Annotated in this window: 21 protein-coding genes and 2 pseudogenes; 11 read left to right on the forward strand and 12 right to left on the reverse strand. The window is 68.7% G+C overall.

What is annotated here, in order from left to right; all coding sequences use genetic code 11:
* The 6 genes from ALI22I_RS00770 to ALI22I_RS52740 form a co-directional block, all read right to left on the reverse strand.
* Positions 1-699 (reverse strand): recombinase family protein (locus tag ALI22I_RS00770; protein WP_238597991.1); only part of this gene is annotated, 699 nt, incomplete at its 3' end.
* Positions 700-860: 161 nt separating this feature from the next.
* Entirely contained in the window at positions 861-1,085 is a 225-nt protein-coding gene (locus ALI22I_RS00775; RefSeq protein WP_077003661.1) for a hypothetical protein, read from the reverse strand.
* A 220-nt stretch (positions 1,086-1,305) separates the two neighbouring features.
* Positions 1,306-1,905, reverse strand: coding sequence for a DUF2510 domain-containing protein (locus ALI22I_RS00780; RefSeq protein ID WP_077003662.1), 600 nt, complete (start codon positions 1,903-1,905; stop codon positions 1,306-1,308).
* Between the two features lie 3 nt (positions 1,906-1,908).
* Positions 1,909-3,291 carry a DUF4041 domain-containing protein gene (locus tag ALI22I_RS00785; RefSeq protein WP_077003663.1) on the reverse strand — a complete coding sequence of 461 codons (1,383 nt, stop codon included), beginning with the start codon at positions 3,289-3,291 and terminating at the stop codon, positions 1,909-1,911.
* A 280-nt stretch (positions 3,292-3,571) separates the two neighbouring features.
* A complete protein-coding gene (locus tag ALI22I_RS52735; protein WP_077003664.1) occupies positions 3,572-3,955 on the reverse strand; it encodes a GntR family transcriptional regulator in 384 nt (127 codons plus the stop codon).
* The gene (locus tag ALI22I_RS52740) at positions 3,952-4,848 is read right to left on the reverse strand and encodes a hypothetical protein (RefSeq protein ID WP_077003665.1); all 897 of its coding nucleotides are present in this window, start codon (positions 4,846-4,848) and stop codon (positions 3,952-3,954) included. The genes ALI22I_RS52735 and ALI22I_RS52740 overlap by 4 nt, the downstream gene beginning before the upstream one ends.
* A gap of 395 nt (positions 4,849-5,243) precedes the next feature.
* Here ALI22I_RS52740 and ALI22I_RS51790 point away from each other — a divergent pair, with 395 nt between their 5' ends.
* Entirely contained in the window at positions 5,244-5,678 is a 435-nt protein-coding gene (locus ALI22I_RS51790; RefSeq protein WP_202970512.1) for a hypothetical protein, read from the forward strand.
* Here ALI22I_RS51790 and ALI22I_RS00805 read toward each other — a convergent pair.
* Positions 5,638-6,573 (reverse strand): LysR family transcriptional regulator, encoded by a 936-nt coding sequence (locus ALI22I_RS00805; RefSeq protein WP_077003666.1) that lies wholly within the window; start codon positions 6,571-6,573, stop codon positions 5,638-5,640. The two genes, ALI22I_RS51790 and ALI22I_RS00805, sit on opposite strands and share 41 nt — an antisense overlap.
* A 129-nt stretch (positions 6,574-6,702) precedes the next feature.
* Here ALI22I_RS00805 and ALI22I_RS00810 point away from each other — a divergent pair, with 129 nt between their 5' ends.
* From ALI22I_RS00810 to ALI22I_RS00845, 8 genes are all read left to right on the forward strand, one after another.
* Positions 6,703-7,743, forward strand: a complete 1,041-nt coding sequence (locus tag ALI22I_RS00810) for a fumarylacetoacetate hydrolase family protein (RefSeq protein ID WP_143531851.1) — start codon at positions 6,703-6,705, stop codon at positions 7,741-7,743.
* 89 nt (positions 7,744-7,832) lie between these two features.
* Entirely contained in the window at positions 7,833-8,972 is a 1,140-nt protein-coding gene (locus ALI22I_RS00815; RefSeq protein WP_077003668.1) for an FAD-dependent oxidoreductase, read from the forward strand.
* Complete coding sequence (locus ALI22I_RS00820; RefSeq protein WP_238597992.1) at positions 8,969-9,988, forward strand: amidohydrolase family protein; 1,020 nt, start codon at positions 8,969-8,971, stop codon at positions 9,986-9,988. Before ALI22I_RS00815 ends, ALI22I_RS00820 begins: the two co-directional genes overlap by 4 nt.
* A 10-nt stretch (positions 9,989-9,998) precedes the next feature.
* Positions 9,999-10,937: a VOC family protein gene (locus ALI22I_RS00825; RefSeq protein WP_077003669.1), complete on the forward strand. Its 939-nt coding sequence runs from the start codon at positions 9,999-10,001 to the stop codon at positions 10,935-10,937.
* A gap of 160 nt (positions 10,938-11,097) precedes the next feature.
* Positions 11,098-12,057: an MBL fold metallo-hydrolase gene (locus ALI22I_RS00830; RefSeq protein ID WP_077003670.1), complete on the forward strand. Its 960-nt coding sequence runs from the start codon at positions 11,098-11,100 to the stop codon at positions 12,055-12,057.
* A gap of 23 nt (positions 12,058-12,080) precedes the next feature.
* The gene (locus ALI22I_RS00835) at positions 12,081-13,016 is read left to right on the forward strand and encodes a fumarylacetoacetate hydrolase family protein (protein WP_338013451.1); all 936 of its coding nucleotides are present in this window, start codon (positions 12,081-12,083) and stop codon (positions 13,014-13,016) included.
* Positions 13,017-13,184: 168 nt separating this feature from the next.
* On the forward strand, positions 13,185-14,393 hold the full coding sequence (locus ALI22I_RS00840; protein ID WP_077003672.1) for an amidohydrolase family protein: 1,209 nt from the start codon (positions 13,185-13,187) through the stop codon (positions 14,391-14,393).
* A 228-nt stretch (positions 14,394-14,621) separates the two neighbouring features.
* The gene (locus tag ALI22I_RS00845) at positions 14,622-15,866 is read left to right on the forward strand and encodes an FAD-dependent oxidoreductase (RefSeq protein WP_077003673.1); all 1,245 of its coding nucleotides are present in this window, start codon (positions 14,622-14,624) and stop codon (positions 15,864-15,866) included.
* A gap of 319 nt (positions 15,867-16,185) precedes the next feature.
* On the opposite strand, the pseudogene ALI22I_RS00850 reads toward ALI22I_RS00845, so the two are convergent.
* Together ALI22I_RS00850 and ALI22I_RS00855 are read right to left on the reverse strand one after the other, a co-directional pair.
* Positions 16,186-16,419: pseudogene (locus ALI22I_RS00850) on the reverse strand (IS701 family transposase); the annotation flags it as partial.
* Positions 16,420-16,480: 61 nt separating this feature from the next.
* Positions 16,481-16,771: pseudogene (locus ALI22I_RS00855) on the reverse strand (transposase); the annotation flags it as partial.
* 903 nt (positions 16,772-17,674) lie between these two features.
* On the opposite strand from ALI22I_RS00855, the gene ALI22I_RS00860 reads away from it, so the two are divergent.
* Positions 17,675-19,321, forward strand: a complete 1,647-nt coding sequence (locus ALI22I_RS00860) for a cellulase family glycosylhydrolase (RefSeq protein WP_179118036.1) — start codon at positions 17,675-17,677, stop codon at positions 19,319-19,321.
* 26 nt (positions 19,322-19,347) lie between these two features.
* A complete protein-coding gene (locus ALI22I_RS00870; protein ID WP_083751314.1) occupies positions 19,348-20,700 on the forward strand; it encodes an SGNH/GDSL hydrolase family protein in 1,353 nt (450 codons plus the stop codon).
* A 179-nt stretch (positions 20,701-20,879) separates the two neighbouring features.
* Here the strand turns inward: ALI22I_RS00870 and ALI22I_RS00875 are convergent, their stop codons facing one another.
* The 3 genes from ALI22I_RS00875 to ALI22I_RS00885 all read right to left on the reverse strand — a co-directional run.
* Positions 20,880-23,159, reverse strand: a complete 2,280-nt coding sequence (locus ALI22I_RS00875) for a right-handed parallel beta-helix repeat-containing protein (protein ID WP_238597993.1) — start codon at positions 23,157-23,159, stop codon at positions 20,880-20,882.
* Positions 23,160-23,526: 367 nt separating this feature from the next.
* A complete protein-coding gene (locus ALI22I_RS00880) occupies positions 23,527-23,763 on the reverse strand; it encodes a substrate-binding domain-containing protein (RefSeq protein WP_077003677.1) in 237 nt (78 codons plus the stop codon).
* Positions 23,764-23,800: 37 nt separating this feature from the next.
* On the reverse strand, positions 23,801-24,296 hold a 496-nt coding region (locus ALI22I_RS00885), incomplete at its 5' end, for a LysR substrate-binding domain-containing protein (RefSeq protein ID WP_238597994.1).

The following is a 24,296-nucleotide window of genomic DNA, read 5'->3' on the forward strand; positions in this document are numbered from 1 at the left end:
ATGCGGCGCCGTCGCCGGGTCCGGCTCCAGCTTCTGCAACCGCCGCCCCCACTTCGCGTGCACCCGATTCGGATGCGACCCACCGTCCACGAGCCGATACCCGTACGGCGGCCGACCGCCCAGATACCTGCCCTGGTCACACGTCTGGGCCCGCATCGCCTGGATCACCCGGTTCCGGGTCCGCATCACCTCACGCTCCGACTGCGCACCCAGCACGTTCATCAGCGTCCGATGCGCGTCGTCGGCGAAATCCACCCGGCCACCCGCCTCCGGCAACCACACCTGCACCCCGAACTCCTCCAACACCGGCACCAGATCCTCGAACTGCCGCCCACAGAACGCCCGCTCGTACTCCCCCACCACGATCGCGTCGAACCCACGGTCCGGGTCGGCCAGCAAGGCCAACAACCTCGCCGCGGCGGGCCGCTTGTGCCACGCACGCGTCCGCGAACACCCCTCGTCGAAGAACCAGTCCACGATCACCCCGTGCCCGTCCACCAACCGCTCGGCGATCTCCAACTGCCAGAACCGCGACGCCCGCCGATCCTGGTACCCACTGGTCGACATCCGCCCGTAGAACACAAACCGCAACCCGCGATGAACATGCGGATCCCCAGACTTCCTCCGCTCGATCTTCTGCTGCTTGCTCCGCAGCCAACCCTCGAACAACGCCTGGTCCTCAGCGGACACCGAGATCATCGCAGCCACCTTCATCAGCAAGGAATTGAGACGACACCGGGACCGACCGCCACAGCCACCATGACGTCCGACAACGCCGCCGACACCCGAAGAGCGCAACAAACACACCCGAATGACGCAGTGACGGTGGGCGGCACTGCGATGCTTCACGACCGTGGGCGTCAGGGCCGGACGAGCCGCTGTCGGGCGATCCCGACGGCGCGGCACGGTTCGCCGGACCGTTCCCGGGCGGTAACCCGTGCGGCATGGCCGAGCCCGAGAACCTGGAGTCCCGCGTCGCCGAACTGGAGGCCCGCGTCGAGGAGTTGGCCGTCCTGGTGCGAGCGACCGCCCAGGACGCCGCCACACGAGTGCTGGCCGGCGGCGGCCGGGACGATGCGCAGCAAGTTCGACGTCCTCGAGCCAACTGCTACGCCGAACGACTACTGCGAACTGCCGAAGGCGGGCGACATTGCCTACGTCGAGAACATCACCGTCGTCCTGCTCGAGGTCGAGGAGCCGCTGCGCCGTGGGCGCGACCGTCGCCAGGCCGGCTGGCGACGAGAACATCAGTCCGCTGAGCTCGCTTCGCCACCCCTGCCGGGGCTGCCTGTGCGGCGGCTTTCCTCAGATGACGTCCAGTCGAGGCGCGGCGGATGCGGTCTGCGCGGCGTGGGCCACGGCCTGTGCGTCGGCCAGGTTGGGTACGCGCACGGCCATCGCGGGCACGGCGCGTTTCGTCGGTTTGGTGGTGTAGACGGCGAAGGTCTTCGTCGACCGGTCGTAGACAACCCCCTTGGCCTGGTTCCAGTCCACCTGGAGGAACTGCTTGCGCACCAGACCGACGAAGAGGAACAGCAGGCGGTGATTGGTGCAGGCGAGCACCCCGAAGCCTTCGCCCTGCGCGCTGGTCAGGGCCAGCACCCGTTCTTCCGGACGGAGGTAGCCACCGAGGAGGTTGACCTCCTTCATCGATCCCACGAGCACGCCTCGCACCCGTTCGAGGGCCTGCGCCACGTCGGGCCGCAGAACGGGCGCGGGCGGCGGGGGCGCCTGAACCTGAGGCGCCACCTCGACGGGCGATTCCACGCGGCGCACGGCTGTGTGGAACGTCCAGCGGTGGCCGTCCCAGTAGCGGACCAGCGCGTCGTCGAGCGGATCGGTCAACCACGCGGCAGCACGCACCGGCGGGGCAGGCGACAGCGGAGCACCGGGCGGGTAGGTCATCGGTCACTCACCGCCGTCGTCGGACAGGTCGCCGTCCGCGCCGACATCACTGGTTGACGCGACAGCCGACAACACCGGCTCGCGGTGCGGTCCCACGCCTGCTGCCGTGCCATCGGCGCGACGTCGGCCGGGATCGGAAGCACGCCATTCGACGGCTTCCGCGGTGTCGTTGTACTCCAGGACGTGGTCGTCGCCCAGCGCGACCAAGAGGTCCCTGACCTCCGACGGGGTGGCGTAGAAGAACTCCCGTCGCGGATTGACCAGGTTCACGCGCTTGTGGCTCAACCGCTGGTGCAGGGCGGTCTCCAGGGCAATCGCGTCCTCGGAGAAGAACAGGGCGTGGGTGTCGAACCGGAACGGCACCGACGCGTCCCCGAGCTCCCGGACCCGGTCCATCGGCTCGAGCCGCCGCGTCATGCCGATCTTGACCACATCGGGTCCGAACGCCCCGACGTTGGAGATCACGTACACGTAGCCCGCCCGCACGTTGGCCGCCCGCTGCTCGACCCCGGTGATCGCGTCCTCGACCGACGCGAGCTGCTCCCGCGCCCGCGCCAGCCCTTCCAGGTCGCCCTTCGCCTCGAGCTTCGTCACGACGGTGGCGTAGTGCGACCGCTCCTTGGCCAGCCGCGCCCGCTCCCGCTCGATCTCCTTCATCACCTTCGCCTCTTCGCGGAGCCGTTCGCGCTCCGCCCTGGCCGCCTCGCGTTCGGCCTCCACCTTGACGAGGTAGTCGGCGGTCAAGTCAATCTCGTGCAGCCGCAGCCGGTGGTAGTCCACCGAGATCACGATGCGCATCAGCGCGCCGAGCTTGCCGATGGTGTCCCGCGTCGTGGTCAGCCGCTTCTTCACCGCCTCACGGGTGTGCGGCTTGACCGCGCGCACCGCGTTGTCGGCCTCGGTGTTGTACGCGCGCAGCATCAACTTGGCGATGTCCCTGCCCAGCCTCTGCCCCTCTTTGACCGACCCGTTCACAGCCCAATCGACCTGACAGGCCACCGCGTCCCCCTTGGCCGCCGTCTTGATCCGCTGCTTCACCGCGTCCAAGGCGTCCTTGTAGGCGAGCGCGTCGTCCAGGGGGTGCGCGTACTCGTAGACCCCGACCTCCTGCAGCAGGGCCAATTCACGCGTCTCGACCAACTGCGACTGCCACGCCCCGATCTCGGCCGCCAGTCGCTGCCGCGCCGCACCGAGCGTCGCGAACTCGTGCTTGGACTGCTCCACCGTCGACCGCAGCCCGCGCAGTTCGGCCTCCAGCGCCGCGGTTTCCGCACCGCGAAGCTGACCGACCCAGCCCCGGAGCTCGGCGATCGCGGCGTGTGCCGAAGCCAACTGCTGCTGGAGCGCGGCGATCTCCGCGCTCTCCTTGTTGCCGAACAGAGCCACCCTGATCCTTTCCCCGAGCCACGCCGGAAACCGCAGATACGTGCGGTTTCCGGCCATGTCACGGTGGATCGCCGGCTAGCCCATAAACGTTACGCCACTTTAGTTGCCGGAATGCAAGGGCATCGGCGTGCGTCGGTGATCACACGACAAGGTGACAACTCGACTATGGCGTGAGACCGCTCTCGTGTTGCGGCGCAAGAATTGTCGTCCTGATTTCTCGGCTCCTGCCTCTCGCGAGTCGCGCGTTCGGACACCGCGAGTCGCGCGTGCGGGCAGGGTGCTAGTCGCGGTCACGGTAGGCGTGCAGCACGGCCTGTACCGCGTCGTGCGAGTTCACCCCGAGCGCCCTCGCGGCCAGCACGTATCGGGTCGCCGCGTCGTCGAGGGCCGTGGCGACGTCGGTCTCCGGCTGGGGGACGGCGGCGACGACGGTGCCTGCACGCCTGGCGGTGTGCAGGAGTCCGGCCGTCTCCAGCTCGCGGTACACCCGCGCCACCGTCCCGACCGACAGTCCGAGATCACGTGCCAGTTGGCGGATCGACGGCAAGGGCGCGCCCACCGGCAGTTCGCCGACCCGCATCAGGTGCAGGAGCTGGTCGCGCACCTGCCGCCAGGGCGCCACACCGCTGTCGGGATCGACCAGGATGCGGGTCGTCCCGCTCACGCGGCGGTCCGCCGGGCGGAGGGGTTCGCCACGAAGACCCAGCCCAGCACCGCGACCAAGAACACCAACGGCCCCACGAGGTTGGCGAACGACGTGTACTCCAGCCAGCCGGGCATCGGCGACGAGTCCGGTCTCAACCCCGCCGCGCCGCGCAGCAGGCCGAGGTAGTTGTTCACGGGCACGACCATCGAACCCATCCACGCGATGCCGATACCGACCGCCACCCTCGCGCTCCGTCTGCGCAGCGCGGCGTCCACCAAGGGATCGGCGACCGAGCCGCGTCGCACCGCCAGCCGCACCACACCCAGGACCGCGACCAGGCCCGACACCACTCCGATCAGCACGATCCAGCCCACCGGCTGGGCCATCTCGGCGCGGTACCGGTCGGACACCGACACCCAGCCGCCGTCGGCTTGCACCATCGCGACGGACCGCTCGGCCCATGGCCGGGCGAGCAGTCCGATGACGGCGAACAGCACGGCCAATCCGCCCAAGGCGAGAAAGGTGACCATCGCCGACCTCGGCACCAGATCACGCCACCGGCGGCGGGTCAGCGTCGCGACCCGGACACCACGCACCGGCCGCAACGCCGCGACCGCTTCCGCGAGCAACAGCGCGACGATCACCGGAGCGAGGTTGCGGACCGCGCCCGAGTCGGGGTAGGGCAGTCCCAGCATGCGCTGCCCGGCCGGGATGACCAGGAACAGCAGCGGGTAGAGCAACCGCCGGTCCCGCAGGTACCGAACTGCCTGGATTTCCTGCTGGTCGTCGGGCTCGGGAACGCCCCAGCGCCGGAGGAACCGCCGCCCGCCCGACCGGGTCGGCCACAGCACCAGCAACACGGCGAGGCCGATGAGCCCGTTCAACAGTGCTGTACCCAACACCTCGGCCATGCCGCCCCCTTTGTATCAACCCCTTGATACAAAGACTCTCACGACCGTCAACCCACGGCCTTCGGTCGGGACTGCCCGCAGTGGATCAAGAGCGACGGGAAGACCCTGCCACTCGGTGAGCAGGACGCCGAACTGCTCGCGCTGCGTCATGAGAACGTGGTACTTCGTCGGCAGGTCGCAGCCCGGTTCGTCATGAGCCTGTAGACCGGTTCCGGTTCGCCGCCCTGTCCGGGCTGGTGGATCGTCGCCGTTGGCGAGAGGTCTTCCCGGTCACGCCGGGCACCCTGCTCGCCTGGCACCGCAGAGGTTCATAGCCCGCAAGTGGGACCACACCATGCGTCGACGTACCGGACGCCCACCGACACGAACTGCGATCAAGACGCTCGTGCTGCGACTTGCCAGGGAAGAACCCGCCGACCTTCCTCGAACACGGCCCCCGGCACCCGCACATCACCGGCGTCACCACCCACCAGACACAGGCCGGGGCAACGCAGCAGGCCGGAAACCTCGCCGCCGACCTCGGCACCCGTACCGAGTCCCCGTGCTTCCTGCTACGCGACCGTGACGGCAAGTACGGCCGGACATTCGACACCGTCTTCCAGGCCGAGGAACTTCACGTGATCACCAGCGCGCCACGGGCGCCCCGGATGAACGCCCACTGCGAACGGGTCATCGGCACCGTCCGACGCGAGGTCCTCGACCACATCCTGATCCTGGGCCGTGTCGGCCTCCGCATGCACCCAGAGCAGCGCGACGCCTCCTGCCTCAACCACGTTCCAAGACGCGCTCTCAAATCGGCGGACCGGAGATCGTGGGCCGATCGGCATTGACGGCCTCGCCGACCCTGGCGGCCGTCTCACGCAGCCAGATGTGCGCCGCGTCGTGTGTGTGCACCGGGTGCCACCACAGGGCTTCCTGGAGTGGCACGGCGTCGTAGGGCGGTTCCATGACGCGGACCGGGACGAGTCCGCCCAGCCGCTCGGCGAGACGTTCCTGGATGAGGGCCACCCGGCGGGTGCCTGCGACCAGCAGGGGCATCAGCTGGAAGCTGTCCACGGAGATCTCCACGCGTGGCTCGATGCCGAGCAGGCCGATCTGGCGGGCGGCGGGCGCGTCGTAGGTGCGCTGGTACGTCACCCACGGTAGCCGGGCCAGGTCGTCGAGGGTGAGCTGCTCCCCGACCTCGGGGTTGTCGTCGGCGACGAGGTAGACCCAGCTGTCCCGGTAGAGATCGACCGCGGGGAAGCCGCGAATGATGCCGTGTGGCATCAGCAGCCCGTCGACGGTACTCAGCAGCGCCGTGGTGTCCTCGATGACTTCCGTCGACGCCTGTTTGAACCGGAGCCGGATGCCTGGCGCCTCGGCATGGACCGTGCGGGCGAGTTCGACGCCGAAGACGGCCACCGCGTAGTCGGAGGCGACCAGGGTGAACTCGTGTTCCTCGCGGGCGGGGTCGAAGTCGGCCTGGCTGGTGAAGACGCGCTCCAGCAGGTCGCAGGCGGTGGCGGTGCGGCCGAGGAGAGCCAGGCCGAGGGCGGTCAGTTCGTAGCGTGCGCCGGTCCGGGAGAGCAGGTCGTCGTCGAAATGGCGTCGCAGCCGGGCCAGGGCAGCGCTCATGGCGGACTGGCTGAGCCCGATGCGTCGCCCCGCCTTGGTCACGTTGCGCTCCTCCAGCAGAGCGCGCAGGGCAACGACGAGGTTGAGGTCCAGGCTTGCCAGATTCACGAAGCACCCCGGTGCGGAGTCGGAACGTACAAGTATTTGTGCGCTGGATGCAGACCATTTAATGAATCGATTTCCCAGATCACACCTTACGGGCCAGATTGGTGACATCGCAATCGGGAGGACATCTCCGTGACATCCACAGCCGCGTCGGTCCCCTTCACCCCCTTCTCCGGCCCGTTCGCCATCGGCACCCTGTCGGCTCCGGGCGGGGCCAGGTTCCCTGGCCTCGTGGTGCCGGACGGCCGAGTCCTCGACCTGTGCACGGCACTGGGCGAACCCACGCTGACCACGCTGGTGCTCTTGGAGCGCTGGGACGAGCAGCTGCCACTCCTGCGCACCCTCGCGGAGGACCCGGCGGGCGACTGGCGGCCGCTGGCGGACCTGGCGGTGCACGCGCCGCTCGAGCCCCGACAGATCTTCCAGTCGGGCGCCAACTACCGCCAGCACGTGATCGACCTGGGGGTCGCGCACCGCGCCCCGGACGACCCGCGCACCGCCGAAGAGGCCCGCGCCGAGATCGCGGCGATCATGGACAAGCGGGCCGCCGAGGACCTCCCGTACGTCTTCACCGGCCTGCCGACCGCGATCAGCGGTCCCTACGACGACGTGGTGCTCCCCGCGTGGGCCGAGAAGCCCGACTGGGAGCTGGAACTGGCCGCGGTGATCTCCCGCCCCGCCTACCGGGTCACCGTGGAGGAAGCCCTGGAACACGTCGCGGGGTACACCATCGCCAATGACCTCACCGACCGCGCGACCGTCTTCCGCCGGGACATGCCGCCCATCGGCACCGACTGGCTGCGCTGCAAGAACGCCCCCGGTTTCACTCCGCTGGGCCCCTGGATCGTCCCGGCAGGCTCCGTCGCCGACCCGTCCGACCTTCAGGTCACCCTCAAGCTCAACGGGGAGACCATGCAGGACGAGTCCACCAAGGACATGATCTTCGACGTGGCGCGGATCGTCTCGTACATCTCCCAGACCGCCCGACTGCTCCCCGGCGACCTGGTTCTGACCGGCAGCCCGGCAGGCAACGGCATCCACTGGGGCCGACTGCTGCGCGACGGCGACGTGATGGACGGCTCGATCACCGGGCTCGGCGCCCAGCGCACCCGCTGTGTCGCGCAGGAAGCGGCAGCCGTCGGCGCGCCCGTCGACCCCATCGCCGTCAAGTAGCGCCCTGAAACGGCCGGGCGCCCCCGATAGCCGCGCCCCGGCCCCACCCTTGCCGCCCGACGCCGTGCGGCCCCTCATCGGGAGACCCCATGACAGATCCCCGTCCTCGCACCGTCCTCGTCATCGGCGGTGGCGCATCCGGCAACGCCGTGACCGTGCTGCTACGGCGGGCAGGCATCACCGTGGACCTGATCGAGGCACGACCTGACTGGAGCGTCCTCGGCTCCGGCATCACCCTGCAGGGCAACGCGCTGCGCGTCCTGCGCGAACTGGGCGTGTGGGACGAGGTCCAGAAGACCGGCTACACCTTCGACTCCGTGGGCCTGGCCGCGCCCGACGGGACGGTGTTCCACGTCCAGCAGGGCATCCGCACGGGTGGCGAGGATCTGCCCGCGACCGCGGGTATGCAGCGGGCACAGCTTCAGGAGATCCTTTGCGAGGCCGTCCGCGCCAGCGGCGCGAGCGTCCGCCTCGGCACCACCGCGAACGAGTTGACCCAGGACGGGACCGGCGTCACCGTCCGCTTCAGCGACGGCACCGAGGGGCGCTACGACCTCGTCATCGCCGCCGACGGCGTCAACTCCGCCACCCGCGCCATGATCGGTATCGGCGACAAGCCCGAGCCGACCGGCATGGCCATCTGGCGCGTCGCCACGCACCGACCCAAGGGCGTGGAACGCACCGACCTGAGCTACGGCGGTCCCTGCTACATCGCCGGTTACTGCCCCACCAGCCAGGACACCATCTACGCCTACCTCGTGGAGGCCAACCGCGACCGCACCACCATCGACCCTGCCTCCTACGCGGAGGAGATGCGCCGGCTGGCCGCGGGCTACGGCGGCGTGTGGCCGGAGATCGCCGCGAGCATCGCCGACCCGGCCAAGGTCAACTACACGTGGTTCACCCGGCTGCTCGTCGAGGGCTCCTGGCACCGCGGCCGGGTCGTCCTGATCGGCGACGCCGCCCACTCCTGTCCGCCCACCGTCGCCCAGGGCGCGGCCATGTCGCTGGAAGACGCCTCCGTGCTCGCCGAAATGCTGAGCGACCAGCAGGACTGGAGTTCCCTGGACACCCTGCTGACCGGCTTCTACGAACGCCGGATCGACCGTGTCCGCACGGTCGTCGAAGCCTCGGTGCAACTCGGTCAGTGGCAGATGGACGGCAACCGCAACGCCGACATGGCCGGTCTGATGTCCCGCACGATGTCCATCATCAAGGAAACCCCGTGAACTCCGCGCGTCCGCTGAGCAGCGCACCCACGATCGACGTGCACGCGCACGTCCTGCTCCCGCGCATCGAGGACGCCGTCGCAGGACACCCCGCCCTGGCCGCCGCCCGTGCTCTCGACGCCCGCCGCAACGGCCCAGAGGCCGCTGCCGTCAGCGGCCCGATGTTGCGCGACCGCATCCCGAAACTGACCGACGTCAAGGCCCGGCTCGCCGCGATGGACGCCGCCGGGATCGACGTCCAACTGGTCTCGCCGTCCCCCTCGCACTACCACTACTGGGCCGAGGAGACGCTGGCCCGCACGGTCTGGGAAGAGGCCAACACCGGCACCGCCGAGCACGTCGCCCAAGCCCCGGAACGACTGCACGGCCTCGGCCTCGCCCCGCTCCAGCACCCGAACCACGCCGTCGAAGCCCTCGACCACGCACTCAGCCTGGGCCTGCGCGGTGTCGAGATCTCCAGTCACGCGCCAGGGCGCGAGCTGTCGGACCCCGCCTACGAACCGTTCTGGAAGCGTGCCGAGGAAACCGGGGCGATCCTCTTCCTGCACCCCTTCGGCTGCACACTCGACGAACGTCTCGACCGGTGGTACCTGTCCAACACCGTCGGCCAGCCCGCCGAGAACGCCGTCGCGCTCTCCCACCTCATCTTCTCCAGCGTCCTGGACAACCATCCCGGGCTACGCATCGTCGCCGCCCACGGCGGCGGCTACCTGCCCACCCACATCGGCCGCTCCGACCACGCCTGGCGTGCCCGCGCCGACGCCCGCGGCTGCGCGCACCCGCCCAGCAGCTACCTCAAGCGGCTGTACTTCGACTCCCTCGTCCACGACCCGCACGTCCTGCGCGAACTGATCCGGGTGGCCGGCCCCGACCGGGTGCTGCTCGGCTCCGACTTCCCCTTCGACATGGGCACCGACGACCCGCTCGGCGCACTGCGCGCCGTCAAGGACCTCCCCGACCCCCACTTCCACGCCGTGCGCGGCGGCAACGCGGCAGCGCTGCTGCGTCTCATCTGAGGAGCCCGACATGACCAACCGTCTACTCACCCATCTGCGGCACGTCGACCTCGCCGTGCCGGACTACGACAAGCAGCTCGACTTCTACGCCGGCGTCTGGGGCCTGACCAAGGTCGCCGAGGACTCCGGCATCTCCTTCCTGGCCGCCGAGGGCTCCCCCGAGCAGTACATCGTCCGGCTCCGCAAGGCCGAGGAGAAGCGCCTCGACCTCATCTCCTACGGCGCGGCGAACCCCGCCGACGTGGACACACTCGCCGAGCAACTCCTCGCGGGTGGAGTACAGCTGATCTCCCAGCCGGGCAAGGTCGACACCCCCGGCGGCGGCTACGGCTTCCGCTTCTTCGACATCGACGGCCGCACCATCGAGGTCTCCGCCGACGTCGAGGCACGCAAGCACCGCCGTGTCGAGGAGAAGGAGGCCATCCCCGTCCGTCTCTCGCACGTCGTCCTGAACTCCACCGATATCAACGCCACCCGCGCCTGGTACGAGCAGCACCTCGACTTCCGGCTGTCCGACACGATGTGCATCCCGCACATGGGCGAGCTCATGCACTTCATGCGGATCAGCAACCAGCACCACTCCATGGCCATTGCCCGCGGCCCGCACACCTCCCTGCAGCACCTCTCCTTCGAGATGCGCGGCATCGACGAGTACATGCGCGGCTCCGGCCGCGTGATGCGCTCCGGCGCCACCAAGATCTGGGGCCCCGGACGGCACATGGCGGGCGACAACACCTTCACGTACTTCCTCGACCCGCACGGCAACACCGTGGAGTACACCACCGAGCTCGAAGAGCTGGACGAGGACACCTGGCACCCGCACATCTACGACCTGACGAAGCCCGAGAACGCCGACCAGTGGGGCACGGCCAACCCGATGAACGAGATGGTCGCCAAGGAGATGCAGAACGACGTCGACCGCGGCGTCTTCGTCGCTCCGCCGGTCTGACCCCCCCTTGGCCCCGGGTGCTCGGCGCACTCCCCGCTCTGCCATGCCCCCGGCCTGTGCAACTCACCCAGATCCTGAGGATTGCCATGCGTTTCGCCAGGTACGAACAGCACGGTCGCCGCCGCGTCGCCACCGTGAAGGACGACGGACAGGCCGGGTCATGACCGACACCCCGGACACGAACTCCGCTCCTCCTCCCACAGCGGACGCGGCGGAACTCCAGGAGTTGCTTCCCGGGATCCACGCCTGGGTGCAGCCGGACGGGACCTGGTGGGTCAACAACGCCGGCGCGGTGGCCGGCGACGACGGGGTCCTGGTGATCGACACCTGTGCCACCGCGGCTCGCACCCGCCGGTTTCTCGACGCCGTGGACACGGCCACCGGCGGGGCGCCCGTCCGGCTGGCGGTGAACACCCATCAGCACGGTGACCACACCTACGGCAACAGCCTCCTCCCCTCCACGACAGTGATCGTCGGGCACAGCCGGATGCGGGAAGGGCTTCAGGCCGACCCGATCATCGACGGCTGCCCACCGCTGTGGAACCCGGTCCCGGACTGGGGGCCGGTGACCCGCAGGCTTCCCGACATCTCGGCCGGCTCCGCACTCACCCTGCACGTCGCAGGTCGGCGGATCGAGCTGCTGCACCCCGGCCGCCCGGCGCACACCACCGGAGATCTGATCGCCTGGCTGCCCGAAGAACGCGTGCTGTTCTCCGGCGATCTGGTGTTCGCCGGACTCACCCCGCTGGTCTTCATGGGCTCGGTGGACGGGGCCCTCGCCGCGGTCGACTGGCTGGAGTCCCTGCAACCCGACGTCGTCGTCCCCGGCCACGGCCCGGTCCTCACCGGCGCCGGCATCACCCGGGTCCTGGACGAGCACCGCCGCTATTACCGGCTCATCCTCGACACCGCCCAGGACGGGCTCTCCCGGGGTCTGACGCCCCTGCAGGCCGCCCGCCAGGTTGACCTGGGCGAGTTCACGGGCTGGGCCGACGCCGAACGGATCGTGCTCAACCTGCACCGCGTCTACGCAGACCACGCCGGCCGGGACCTCGACGTGATCGCCGCCTTCGGGGACGCGATCGCCTGGCTCGGCCGCCCGATGCACACCTCCGTCTGAAGGGAAGCGCGACTGTGCGGTTCGTGACCTACGCCGACGACGACGGTGATCGGGTCGGCGTCCTCCACCACGACCAGGTCCATCCCCTGGGTCGCGGCGTCACGATGCTCGGCCTCCTGCGCGACGGCACCCTGCGGGAGGCCGGGGAGCAGGCCCTGGCCGCGCCTGCCGCGACCCGGGCGGTCGGCGACCTTCGGCTGCGCGCGCCGATCCCCGATCCTCCCGCTGTGCGGGACTTCATGACCTTCGAACGGCACGTCGAAGGTGTCTCCAGACTCGGCGGAACCGACGCGACCGTACCCGAACGCTGGTACGAGGCACCCGCGTTCTACTTCACCAACCCCTACGCGATCCTCGGCCCCGACGACGACGTCCCCCTCCCGCCCGGCAGCCGGATGTTCGACCTGGAGCTGGAGGTCGCCGCCGTCATCGGCCGAACCGGCCGCGACATCCACCCCGACGACGCCGACGCCTACATCGCCGGCTACACCATCCTCGTCGACTGGTCCGCCCGCGACGTCCAGTTCGCCGAGATGCAGGTCCGGCTCGGCCCCACCAAGGGCAAGGACACCGCCACCACCCTCGGACCGGTCCTGGTCACCCCCGACGAGCTGCAACCCTGGCGCACCGACACCTCGTTCGACCTGACGATGACCGTCGAGATCAACGGCGAACGGCTGGGGCAGGACCGCTGGTCGTCCATGGCGTTCTCCTACGCCGACATGATCGCCTACGCCTCCCGCGGCACCGAGATCCGCCCCGGCGACGTCCTCGGCTCCGGCACCTGCGGCGGCGGCTGCCTCGCCGAACTGTGGGGTCGCGAAGGCCTGAACGCCCACCGCCCCCTGCAACCCGGCGACGTCGTCACCGTCACCGTCGAACAACTCGGCACCCTGACCACCCGCGTCGTGCCAGGAGTCGAGCCGATTCCCATCCCACCCGCACGACGGGGCCGGTAGGCCCAGTCTGTCCGGAACGGCGACCCCCGTGGGGTCGCCGTCGCCCGCCTGGCCGAACAGACGGTCACCACGCCCCCGAACACCCTTCGGCGGTCATCCTGCCGGTCCGGCAGACGTCGTAGCCGTGAGCCCGAACCAGTACACGTCCAGCATTGCGAGGGGAGTCCGATGAACGAGTTCGTCATCGTCGGTGCGAAGGTGTTCGACGGCGAGAAGAACCTGGGCCAGGTCGACGTGCACGTCGCCGACGGCGTCATCGTCTCGGTGGGCGGGCCGCGTGTCACCGGGGTGGAAGTCGTCGACGCCAGCGGCGCGACCCTGCTGCCGGGCCTGATCGACGCACACACCCACACAGATGCCGCGATGCTGCGCCAGGCGCTGACCTTCGGCGTCACCACCGAACTCGACATGGGCTCGGTCCCCGCCACCATGATTCCGCTGCGCGCCGAGGTCGAGGCCGACCGGACTTTCGCGGACGTGCGGAGCGCCTCCTTTTCGCTCACCCACCCCGACGGCCACCCTCATCAGTTCCGGAAGGGCCTCAACGATCCGGTCTGGCCGACCGCGACCACCGTGGCGGAGGCGGCCGGGTTCGTCGACGACCGGATCAGCGAGGGCGCCGACTACATCAAGCTGATAGCCGAGAGTGGCGGGGCGTTCGGCTTCCAGTTGCCGCACGTACCCCTGGAGATTCACGCCGCCGTGATCGCCGAGGCGCACGCTCGCGGGAAGATGGTGATGGCCCACGCCATGACGCTGCACGAGACCGAACAGCTGGTCGACGCCGGCGCCGACGGCCTCGCCCATCTGTTCGCCGACACGGCCCACACCCCGGAGATCGTCGACCGCATCGCAAGCGCGAACGTGTTCGTGGTGCCGACACTGACTCCCCTTGCCTCCATCGTCGGGCTGTCGCACAGCACGGAGCTGGCGCAAGATCCCCGCGTTGCGGGAAAGCTTTCGCCGGAATTGCGGGCGCACCTCTCCGACACGTTCGGCGGCTTGCCCGCCTCGCACTTCGACATGGCACTGGCCACGATCGCAGCCCTGCGCCAGGCTGGGGTCGACGTGATCGCAGGCACCGACGCCGCGGCTCTGGCCGTGCGCGGCGTGACCCACGGAGCAAGTCTGCACGGCGAGCTGCAACTGTTCGTACAGGCCGGTTTCAGCCCCGCCGAAGCCCTGCGCTCGGCGACTTCACTGACAGCACGACGGTTCGGCCTCCACGATCGGGGCCGCGTCGAGCAAGGCCTGCGGGCAGATCTCGTCCTGGTCGACGGTGATCCCACCACGACCATCAACGACAGCCTGTCGATTCGCGCGGTCTGGCGACAGGGCGCCCGCCTCGCGGCCGCATCCACGCTCGGCTCCCGGTGAACCCGCCGGGGAGCGACGAGGGCGTGTCTCCTGATTCCGGGATGCGGTGCGGGTGGTCATGATTATTGCGGCGAGATCTCCAACACCGTCGTACCCGGTGCCGAACCGGTTGTCATTCCTCGCGCCCGAACGCGCCCGCGAACGCGCCCATGAACCGCGCGGCCGAGAGCGGCAAGCCCACCCGCATCGTCTATCGGGTCCACGACGACCAGGACTGAGGAACGCACCGTGAAGAAGTCCCCCGCCCAGCGCGGCCGCGTCGCCGTCATCGGCGCCGGCCCTGGTGGACTGGCCGCCGCACTCTCCGTCCACCAGGCCGGCCACGACGTCGTGCTGTTCGAGCGCTACCCGCAGGCCCGACCCGCGGGCACCATCCTCAACCTGTGGCCGGCCCCCATCAAGGCACTCGGGCTGCTCGGGGTGAACATCGAAGACCTGGGGGCACCCTGCACAGCCGAGTTCCGCAACGCCCGCGGCCGCCGCCGGGTCCGCGCGACTATCCCGGAGCACGTCGTCCGCGACTACGGCGGCGGCTTCATCGGCCTGCTGCGCCCCGAACTGTACGAGCGGCTGCTCGACGCGCTGCCCAAGGGAGTCCTGCAGGTCAACCACACGGTGGAACGTGTCGAGCAGGACGAGAGCGGTGTTCGGCTGCACTTTGCGGACGGACGGATCCACGAGACGGACGTCGTGATCGGCGCCGACGGCATCGATTCCCTGGTCCGCCGCACGCTGTGGGGTGACAGCCCCAAGCGCGAGCACAACCTGCACGTCATCGGCGGCTACACCTTCGACAAGAGCATCGCGGCCGAGCCCGGGATGTGCGTCCTTTCCCACAGCCGCACTGTCCAGGGCAGCTGGACGGCCATCCGCGACAAGGGACGTGACGGCCATCAGTGGTGGGTGCTCGAAGCGTTCGACGCGAGCCGGGAATTCACCGGGGACCCGCACTCGACCGCGACCACCCTCGGCCAGGCCTTCGCCAGTCCGCTTCCCCAGTTGATCGCCGCGACCGACCCCGCGCACGTCCAGCGCTGGGCGATCCGCGACCGCAAGCCACTGGGCCAGTGGTCCAAGGGCCGCGCGACCCTCGTCGGCGACGCCGCGCATCCCACATCCCCGTACGCCGCGTACGGCGCCGGTATGGCCATCGAGGACGGATACTTCATCGGCCGCCGCTTGGGCGGGATGGACCTGACGGACTACCAGGCCGTCCGCGAGGCACTCGACGCCTTCGAGGCCCCCCGCAAGCCGCACACCGCCCGGCAGTCCCAGCAGGCCTACGTCCTCGGGCAGGTCTTCCATCACGCGCCGCCCGCTCTGCGACCCATCCGGGACGCGATCCTGGACCACACCCCGCTGATGCAGAAGGTGGTCGGCAACTCGACCCCCAGCTCGATCCTCACCCAACTCGGCGAGATCGACCGGGCCGAAGAGCGCTTCACGACGACGGTCCGATCTCCAGGAAGTTGAAAGAAGCACCAGCACCCCTCTGCGTTCCCACCGCTGACGTCGACCTCAAGATTTCAGGCGGCGTTTCCCAGCCGGGGTTCGGTGGACTCGAGGGCGATCGTGGCGGTGCAGCGGACGTCACGGGAGGAAGCGGCGTAGAGCCGGTATTCGCCGCCGCCGATCAGCCATGCCTGGTGCGCAACGCTGTAGTACGCGAACCCGGTGCCGAACCGGTGGTCATTCCTCGCGCCCGCCCGCGCCCGCGAACGCGCCCATGAACGCGCGACAAGTCCACCCTCATCGTCTACCGGGTCAACGACGACCAGGACCGAGGAACCCGCCATGTCGTCGCGCAGCCCGTCGGTGTCCCAGGCGTAGGAGTTCAGCAGCCGCTGCATACCCTCCGGACCCGCATCACCTGCCGCCTCGGCCAGGGTCCACCCGTTCTTCGCTCCACTTCGGAGAGCAGACCCCTGACATACCAACGCATCCGGCGCCGTGACTCCACACGCGGGAACCGACCCGTGAACCGGCCGAGGAACGCCTCAAACCCCGCCGACCAGCCCGACACCAACTCCATCGACACACAAGACCAAATACCAGAAGACGGACTCAGGTCACAACCTGTCGTTGTCGCAATAAGTTAAGGTTGTGGACTTCAGGATCTCGTTGGCGCGCTTGAGTTCCGCGTTCTCCCGCCGCAACCGCTTCAGCTCCGCAGACTCGTCCGTCGTCGTCCCCGGACACCGCCCGCCGTCGACCTCGGCCTGCCGAACCCAGCTGCGCAGCGTCTCGCCCGACACCCCGAGCTTCCCCGCGATCGAGCAGATCACCGCCCACTCCGAACCGTACTCGTCACAGTGCTCCCGGACCAGACACACCACCCGCTCCCGCACCTCAACCGGGTGCCGTGAAGGTCGTGCCATGACTCCACCCTCTCAAGGAATAGAGCCTCCACCACAACCGGAACGCTTCAAGCCGGCTACTTTTAGCGACGCCGAACGTGCCTGGGGCGCCATCGGGGGGAAGAGCCAGGTGGCAGCTTGACGGTCTCCGCAAGCCCGCTCTATGGTACGACAGGTAAGCGCTTTCCCTGATCTACGCAACACCGCTTTCTCTACCGTCGGGCCCCGGTCGTGGCGATGTCGGCTGGCATTTCATCTGCTGGGTCCTTCGCAGGAAGGTCGAATGCCGTGTCGAATAAGGAATCGAACGCATCGACACGCGGGTCGTTATCGCGCGCTCCGGCGATCGCCGGAGCGCCCCGCTGCCGGCGGAGGTCACGGTGTCCGCGCCCGAGCAGGACGGAGCCACCCCCGCCCGCAGCGGCACCTCGGTGGGCCCTGTTCGTGGACGAGGTGGACGATCCCGCCGTCCCGCACCCCGCGGGTGACCTGGCCGCCGATCTGAAACGGGTCGACGACAGTCGGCCACGCCTACGCCGCACCCTTCCCGGATGCCCGAGACCGCGATGCTGATCAGCACTCGACCGCCTCGTCACCGAAAGTCGCCCGGTGCCGCGGAGGTTGCACCGCGACGGTGTCCTGCTACGAAGCCGCAGCAGCACCCTCCACATGCGACAATCTCACTGAGACCAGCCACGGCGACTGCTGCGGCGCCGGTGACGCGCCTGGCGCGACAGCGCTATCGGCCGGGACATGGGGCACGCACCGCATATTCCGGCGTTGCCCTTCGCCGGACCCGCGCACGGCGGCTGTTGCCGCCACCGCCGCCGACACCGTCGAGTGCCGCCAACGCGGTCTGGACTTTCGAACCCCGGTCGTCGACGAGATGGGCTGTCGGCGCCATCGTGGCGGCGACGGTCACCGTTGTCACCCCTCGAGTGTCGAAGAGAGGAAATATCTGTGCTTTCGACAGCAAGAAGGTTCAAAGTCGTCTTCCTCGCCGTCGTGCTGGCGGTCACCCCATCCATGTCCGGCTTGACGAACCAAGCATCGGCCGACACCACGGCGCAGCTGAACGCTTCGCAGATCGTTGCCGACATGGGTGCCGGCTGGAACCTGGGCAACCAACTGGAAGCCAACATCGACGGATATCCCGGTGAAACGGCGTGGGGTCAGCCGACCATCACGCAGGCTCTCGTCGACAAGGTGCAGGCGGCGGGGTTCAAGACGATCCGGATACCGGTCTCCTACCTGCGCAACATCGGACCCGGGCCGAACTACACGATCAACTCCGCCTGGCTGAACAGGATCCAGCAAGTCGTCGACTACGCCTACAACCGGGGCATGTACGTCCTGATCAACATGCACGGCGACGGCTACAAGACCATCACCGGATCCTGGCTGATCTGCGACTCGTCCTCCCAGACGACGATCAAGGACAAGTACCAGAAGGTCTGGCAACAAATCGCAACCAGGTTCCAGAACTACGACCAGCGCCTGATCCTGGAATCCATGAACGAGAACTTCGACGGGCAGTTCGGCCGCCCGACCCAGCCGTGCTACTCGAACATCAACAGCTACAACCAGATCTTCGTCGACACCGTGCGCAGGACCGGCGGGAACAACGGCTCACGGTGGCTGCTCGTCCCCGGCTGGAACACGAACATCGAATACACCGCAGGGAACTACGGCTTCGTACTCCCGACCGACCAGTACCGGTCCCCCACGATCCCCGCCAACGAGCGGCGGATCATGATCTCCGTCCACTACTACGATCCGTGGGACTTCGCCGGCGAGGAGAGCGGCACCATCACCCAGTGGGGGCGGGCGGCGACCAATCCGTCCAAGCGGTCGTCCTGGGGCCAGGAGGACCATCTGGATGCGCAGATGAAGAAGATGCACGACAGGTTCGTCGCCAACGGGTATCCGGTGGTGGTCGGCGAATACGGCGCGATCGACAAGTCGTCGTCGGACTCGTCGAACGGCAGGTACCGTGCGGACTACGTGCGTGCCGTCGTGGCCACCGCCAAGAAGTACGGAGCGGCCACCGTCTACTGGGACAACGGCCACAACGGGCAATACGGGTTCGGGCTGATCGACCGACGTTCCCTCGCGGTGACCCAACAGGGCATGGTCAACGCCATCATGAGCGGCCTGGGCAGCAGCCCGAACCCGAGCCAGCCGACGGCCGGCACCTACAAGATCAGGAACTCGTCGACGGGCACCTACCTCGACTCGGACGGCAACGGCGTGGTCATCCTGGCTGCCGCCAGCACCTACGACGACCAGGACTGGGTCCTCACCCAGACCACGTCCGGCGCCTGGACGATCCGCAACGCCCGGACGGGACGGTTCAACCTGGCCGCCGCCGCCAACAACACCGTCATCTGGAACACCGGCGGTGTCGCCGCCGACGCGCTCTGGACCCTGGAACCGGTCGCCTCCGGAAGCTTCCGCCTCAACAATCAGAACACCGGCAGCGAGTACCTCTACGCGTCCTCGGCCGGCCAGGTGCGGTGGAACACCGGCTCCACCGACACCAACACGGTCTGGATCTTCGAACGCAAGTAGCCGGCGAAGCGGACAGGAGGACTTCCATGCATGCCGACCATCGGCGAACTCGCCGCCGTCTTCGGCCCACGGCGGTCCTCGCCGTCGTGGCGGCGGCGATCGCCCTCGTCGCCCCCACGGCGAAAGCCGCAGCCGGCGTTCTCGTCGACGAGACGTTCAGCGCTCAGACGTCCCCGGCGAACTTCGGCTTCCCCGCCGGAGCCGCGGTGGCCGACGGGGTCCTGAACGTCACCAGCGGAATGAGGAACTACACCACCTCGGTCAAGGCGTTCGACGCGGCCGTCGTCGGTGAGCGAACCCTCGACCTGACCTTCGACTGGAGAACGGCGGTCGCCAGCAGCGGGCACAAGACGGGTGTCGAGCTGCGTGACAGTCAGGGCAATCTCGTGTTCTCGCTCGCCGCCACCGCCGCCGAACTCCGGTACGGCCTGACCGGCCCGGTGTCCGACTCGGCGTCCGCACCGGACTCGCTCAACCCGACCTGGACCAGGATCGCCTACGACCGCGCCAAGTGGTACTTGGTGAACCTGCACCTCGACTTCACGCTGCGAAGAGTGCAGTACACGATCACCACCAAGGAGACCTCCGCGCGGGTCATGGCCTCCGGCACGGCGAGCGTGACCGGCAGGAACCTCGCGAAGCTCGTCGCCTGCAACTACTACGGAACCGGCGTGCAGTCCATCGACAACTTCCGCCTCAGCGCACCGGCGTACGCGGCGGACGGGCAGCTGAGAGGCAAGACGATGTACGCGTTCGGCGACAGCATCGTCCACGGCCACACCTACGCACGCAGCTTCGTGAACCTCACGGCCGAACGCGAGCTCATGAACCTGACCAAGTACGCCGTGAACGGCGCGGCGATCGGCCCTGCCGGCGGCCAGATCATCACGCAAGTGCGAGGGGCCGCCTCGCGGTCGCCCGACTACGTGGTGTTCAACGGCGGCACCAACGACGCCGAACTCATCTACAACAACCGGTACCGAGTCGGCACGATGGCTGCTGGCTTCGACCCCGCTGCCTTCGACAAGTCGACCTACGCAGGCTCGCTCGAGACCACCATCCACGCCATGCGGGCCAAATGGCCGACCGCGCGGATCGTGTACGTGGCCGTCCACAAGCTCGGCTCCCGCGACTGGAACACACAACTCGCAATCCGTTCGGTGACGATGCAGATCACCGACAAGTGGGGCATCACGGTCGCAGACGTCTTCAACAACACCACCCTGGACACCCGCATCGACAGCCACCGGGTGGCATACACGTTCAACGGCCTGGTCAACGGCTATCCGGGAACCGGCGGCACCGGCACACATCCGAACATCGCCGGAATCACCGACTTCTACGTCCCGGCACTCACCGACGCATTGACCCGACCATGACAGCGTGCCTCAGCCGGCGCGACACCCAGGGCACACGCGCCAGTGGTCATCGTCGAGCTGGGGGCCGACATCGCCGCATTGATCCCTCCAGCGCGCCGGGCAAGTAGTCCGACGTCTGCGATGTGGCTCTGCCGGGCCGAAACGGCCCGGCAGAGCCGCATTGCCCTCACGACGTGACGTCAGTTGGTGGGCGCGGGGCCGCCCGAGATTCGCACGTCGTCGATGTGCACCGCCCCGCGCTCCGCCGCGTTGGCGTACCACGCGACCTTTCCGATCCCCGGCATCGGGGTGCGGAAGGCGGCATCGGTCAGCACCCGTCGGCCGTCGATGTCCAGGTCGAAGTTCTGGTTCACGGTGTCCACGCTGAGCGTGATCCGATACCACTGGCCAGAGGTGTACGTGCCGATCACGCGGTTCGTGCTGCCCTCGTACGCGTGGATCTGGCCACGTGCGAACGCGACGCTGACGGCCTGGACGCCGCCGGCGTTGTACACGTAGGGCAGCCCGAACCAGCCCGCCTGCGTGTCATTGCGCATCACCTCCGCCTCGATCGTGACCACGCCCTGCAACGGGGTGCCGAAGATCCGGGCGAGGTTGGTCCCGTCGGTGCCGCCGCCGTCGGTCGTGCGGTTGAGCCGGACGCTCTTGTCGATGGCGGAGGGCGTGTCCACCACGCGGACCTCGTTCCCGGTCGAGACGACCCGCCACCCGTTCGCCCCGTCGGCGAGCGCGCCGGTCGTCAGGCCGTCGAACGACTCCGTGAACGAGGTGCCGGGCGTCGTTCCGCCGCGCTCGAAGGCACCGATGTCCGGTCGGCTCCCGCTCGGCACGGGCGTTCCGGCGAAGTCGCGACCGCCGCTGCCGGTGACGGTGGCCCCGGCGTCAACGAACACCGACCCGGTCTGGAGTGCGAAGTTCGCCGCCGTGTCGAGCCTCGGGCCGTTCTCGTCGCCGTAGGGTCCCGTGACGGCGGGGTTCACGAACCTCGGGTCGCCGACCACGCGCCTGGAGTCGGACGCGGGCCGGGTCGTGAGGTTGGACGAGTACCCGTTGTTGTTGTAGGTGAGGCTCGACTGTTGCAGGAAGACGGCACTGGATCGGCCGGACACGAACAGGTTGTTGGTCAGCGTGGCCCGGCCGGAGTTGTTGCCGCTCACCATGTTCGGCGCGTCGGTGCTGTAGAAGGTGTTGTTGTAGACGGTCGCCACTGTGCCTGCCTCTTGCCACATGTGGAGGTTCCACCGCTTGCTGCCGGTCACGACGTTGTAGCGGATCACCGCGCTGCCGAACTTGGCCGCGGAGTTGCACCCGCAGAGCAGGATGCCATCACCGTTGTCGTGCAGGTAGTTGTACTGGAACAGCTGGTTGGTGGTGCCGACGTCGGGATCGAGGCCGTTCGCGTCGGCACTACCCTGGGCGTGGTGGGTGCCCATGACCTCGTTGTGCTGGACGGTGACGCGGTCGGCGTAGTAGGTCTCGATTCCGGACACGCCGACCCGGTCGATCACGTTACGTTCGACGAGCCCGTCCCGGACGTCGGTGAGGTAGACGCCGTTGCCGCCGAAGTCGGTGTTCGCCTGCGTGATGTAGTTGCCGCTGATCGTGACGTTGGTGTGCGGCCTGAAGAGGGTGTCGTCGGCCGTTCGGCGCGCCCCCCAGCCCGTGCGGACGGCTCCCGGCGCGTCACCGGTGTACTGCTTCACGGTGATGCCCGCGAACGAGGTGTTCTTGATCGTGGAGTTCTGCACGGTGATGCCGGTGAGCACGGTCGGAGCGCCGGGCGCGGCGATGTCGGGGACGGTGGTGGTGAAGATGATGCCGCCGGTGTTCTTGGAGCGGTCCCAGCCGGTTCCCCAGCTGACCCCCGGGGAGTTGTTCGCGGGGTCGCCGCCGATCCACTTGATCTCGCCGGTCACGTCGTGCACGTCGACCGAGTCGACCACGAAGTGGCGCAAGGTCTGGCCGTTGTCGCCGTGCACGCCGATGCCGCGGAAATCGCCGAGGTTCGCACCGGGCGTCCCCGTCGCGGGCTTCGCGTTCGACACGTCGAGGTTGCGGATCTCCCAGTACTCCTGGTTGAACAGCCGCACCGCGTCGTCGACGGTGCCCTGGCCGGCGATCTTCGGTTTGGCGCCCTCTCCGTAGCGGTCGACGGCGATCGGGGCACCGTCGGTGCCGGACCCCTTCGGCCACAGCTGCCCGACCCAGCTGTCACCGGACCTGAAGCGAATGGTGTCGCCGGACTGGAACGTCGTCGAGTTCACCTTGCCCAGCGAGCGCCAGGGCGCGCCGCTGCTGGTCCCGGCGTTGCTGTCGTTGCCGGCCGCACTCACGTAGTACGTGGAGCTCGCGGCGTTGGCCGTCCCTGTTGGGACGAGTGCGATCGAGAGGAACACAGCCGCCAACGCGCATAACGCGGTGGCAAGCGCTCTCGGCGCGAGTCGACGGTGAGCGATCACTGATGCCTCTTCTCGTCGTGGTGGTTGTGTTACCTCAAGCGGCAAACCTGGCGGACCGCTCAGGGCGCGGGTGGCTCACGTTCACGGGAGGGCGCGCGCGAAACGGGGCGGGAGTCGGGATCGGGGCCAGAGACAGCGAGAACGGGGCGGTCTTGTCGCCACGCCCGCCGCGCGTCGTCGGCGCTGCCGGACAACCGCTGCAGGCGGGAGTGCTCACGCTCGCCCCTCTGCCTCGGGAAAACGTATTCCGCGAATAGTGCCGTGTTCGGCTGAGCGCGTCAAGGTTTCCGGCAGGTACGCCGTGACATCGGCGTGCCCGTGGACGAACTGGCTATGAGCGATGGCCTCGGGGCCAACGGCTTGGGGGTCAGCCGGCGCGGACCGCCGTGCTGTCGCGTACCACGACCTGCCCGTGCATCATCAGGTGCGCGGTTTCCGGGTGAGCCGCGAGTGCGAGGCGGATCGCCTCGGCTCCGGCCTGTGCCAGCGGCAACGACACGGTCGTGAGCCGCGGTGTCACGTCGGTCGCGAGCTCGATGTCGTCGAAACCGGTCACCGAGACGTCCGCCGGAACCGCCATGCCGCTTCCGATGCGGGACAGCACACCCCGACGATGACCCTGCGAGTCGTCCGGTGAGCCGTCAGATCGGCGAACTGGAGACCGCGGGCCGCGCGTCCTCGACGACCTCGCCAACCCTGGCCGCCGTCTCGCGCAGCCAGATGTGCGCTGCGTCGTGGGTGTGCATCGGGTGCCACCACAGGGCTTCCTGGAGTGGCACGGCGTCGTAGGGCGGTTCCATGACGCGGACCGGGACGAGTCCGCCCAACTGCTCGGCGAGACGTCGCTGGATGAGGGCCACCCGGCGGGTACCCGCGACCAGCTGAGGCATCAACCCGAAGCTGTCGACGGAGATCTCCACGCGTGGCTCGATGCCGAGCAGGCCGATCTGGCGGGCGGCGGGCGCGTCGTAGGTGCGCTGGTACGTCACCCACGGTAGCCGGGCCAGGTCGTCGAGGGTGAGCTGCTCCCCGACCTCGGGGTTGTCGTCGGCGACGAGGTAGACCCAGCTGTCCCGGTAGAGATCGACCGCGGGGAAGCCGCGAATGATGCCGTGTGGCATCAGCAGCCCGTCGACG

Origin of the sequence: Saccharothrix sp. ALI-22-I, from assembly GCF_001984175.1 — a bacterium.
In the GTDB taxonomy this organism is placed as follows: Bacteria; Actinomycetota; Actinomycetes; order Mycobacteriales; family Pseudonocardiaceae; genus Actinosynnema.

What these genes read in the sequence shown, in the direction of transcription:
- ALI22I_RS00825 (WP_077003669.1), top strand. Translation starts at nt 9,999, where the DNA reads ATGACCAACCGTCTACTCACCCATCTGCGGCACGTCGACCTCGCCGTG.
- ALI22I_RS00780 (WP_077003662.1), bottom strand. Translation starts at nt 1,905, where the DNA reads ATGACCTACCCGCCCGGTGCTCCGCTGTCGCCTGCCCCGCCGGTGCGT.
- ALI22I_RS00830 (WP_077003670.1), top strand. Translation starts at nt 11,098, where the DNA reads ATGACCGACACCCCGGACACGAACTCCGCTCCTCCTCCCACAGCGGAC.
- ALI22I_RS52740 (WP_077003665.1), bottom strand. Translation starts at nt 4,848, where the DNA reads ATGGCCGAGGTGTTGGGTACAGCACTGTTGAACGGGCTCATCGGCCTC.
- ALI22I_RS00815 (WP_077003668.1), top strand. Translation starts at nt 7,833, where the DNA reads ATGACAGATCCCCGTCCTCGCACCGTCCTCGTCATCGGCGGTGGCGCA.
- ALI22I_RS00870 (WP_083751314.1), top strand. Translation starts at nt 19,348, where the DNA reads ATGCATGCCGACCATCGGCGAACTCGCCGCCGTCTTCGGCCCACGGCG.
- ALI22I_RS00840 (WP_077003672.1), top strand. Translation starts at nt 13,185, where the DNA reads ATGAACGAGTTCGTCATCGTCGGTGCGAAGGTGTTCGACGGCGAGAAG.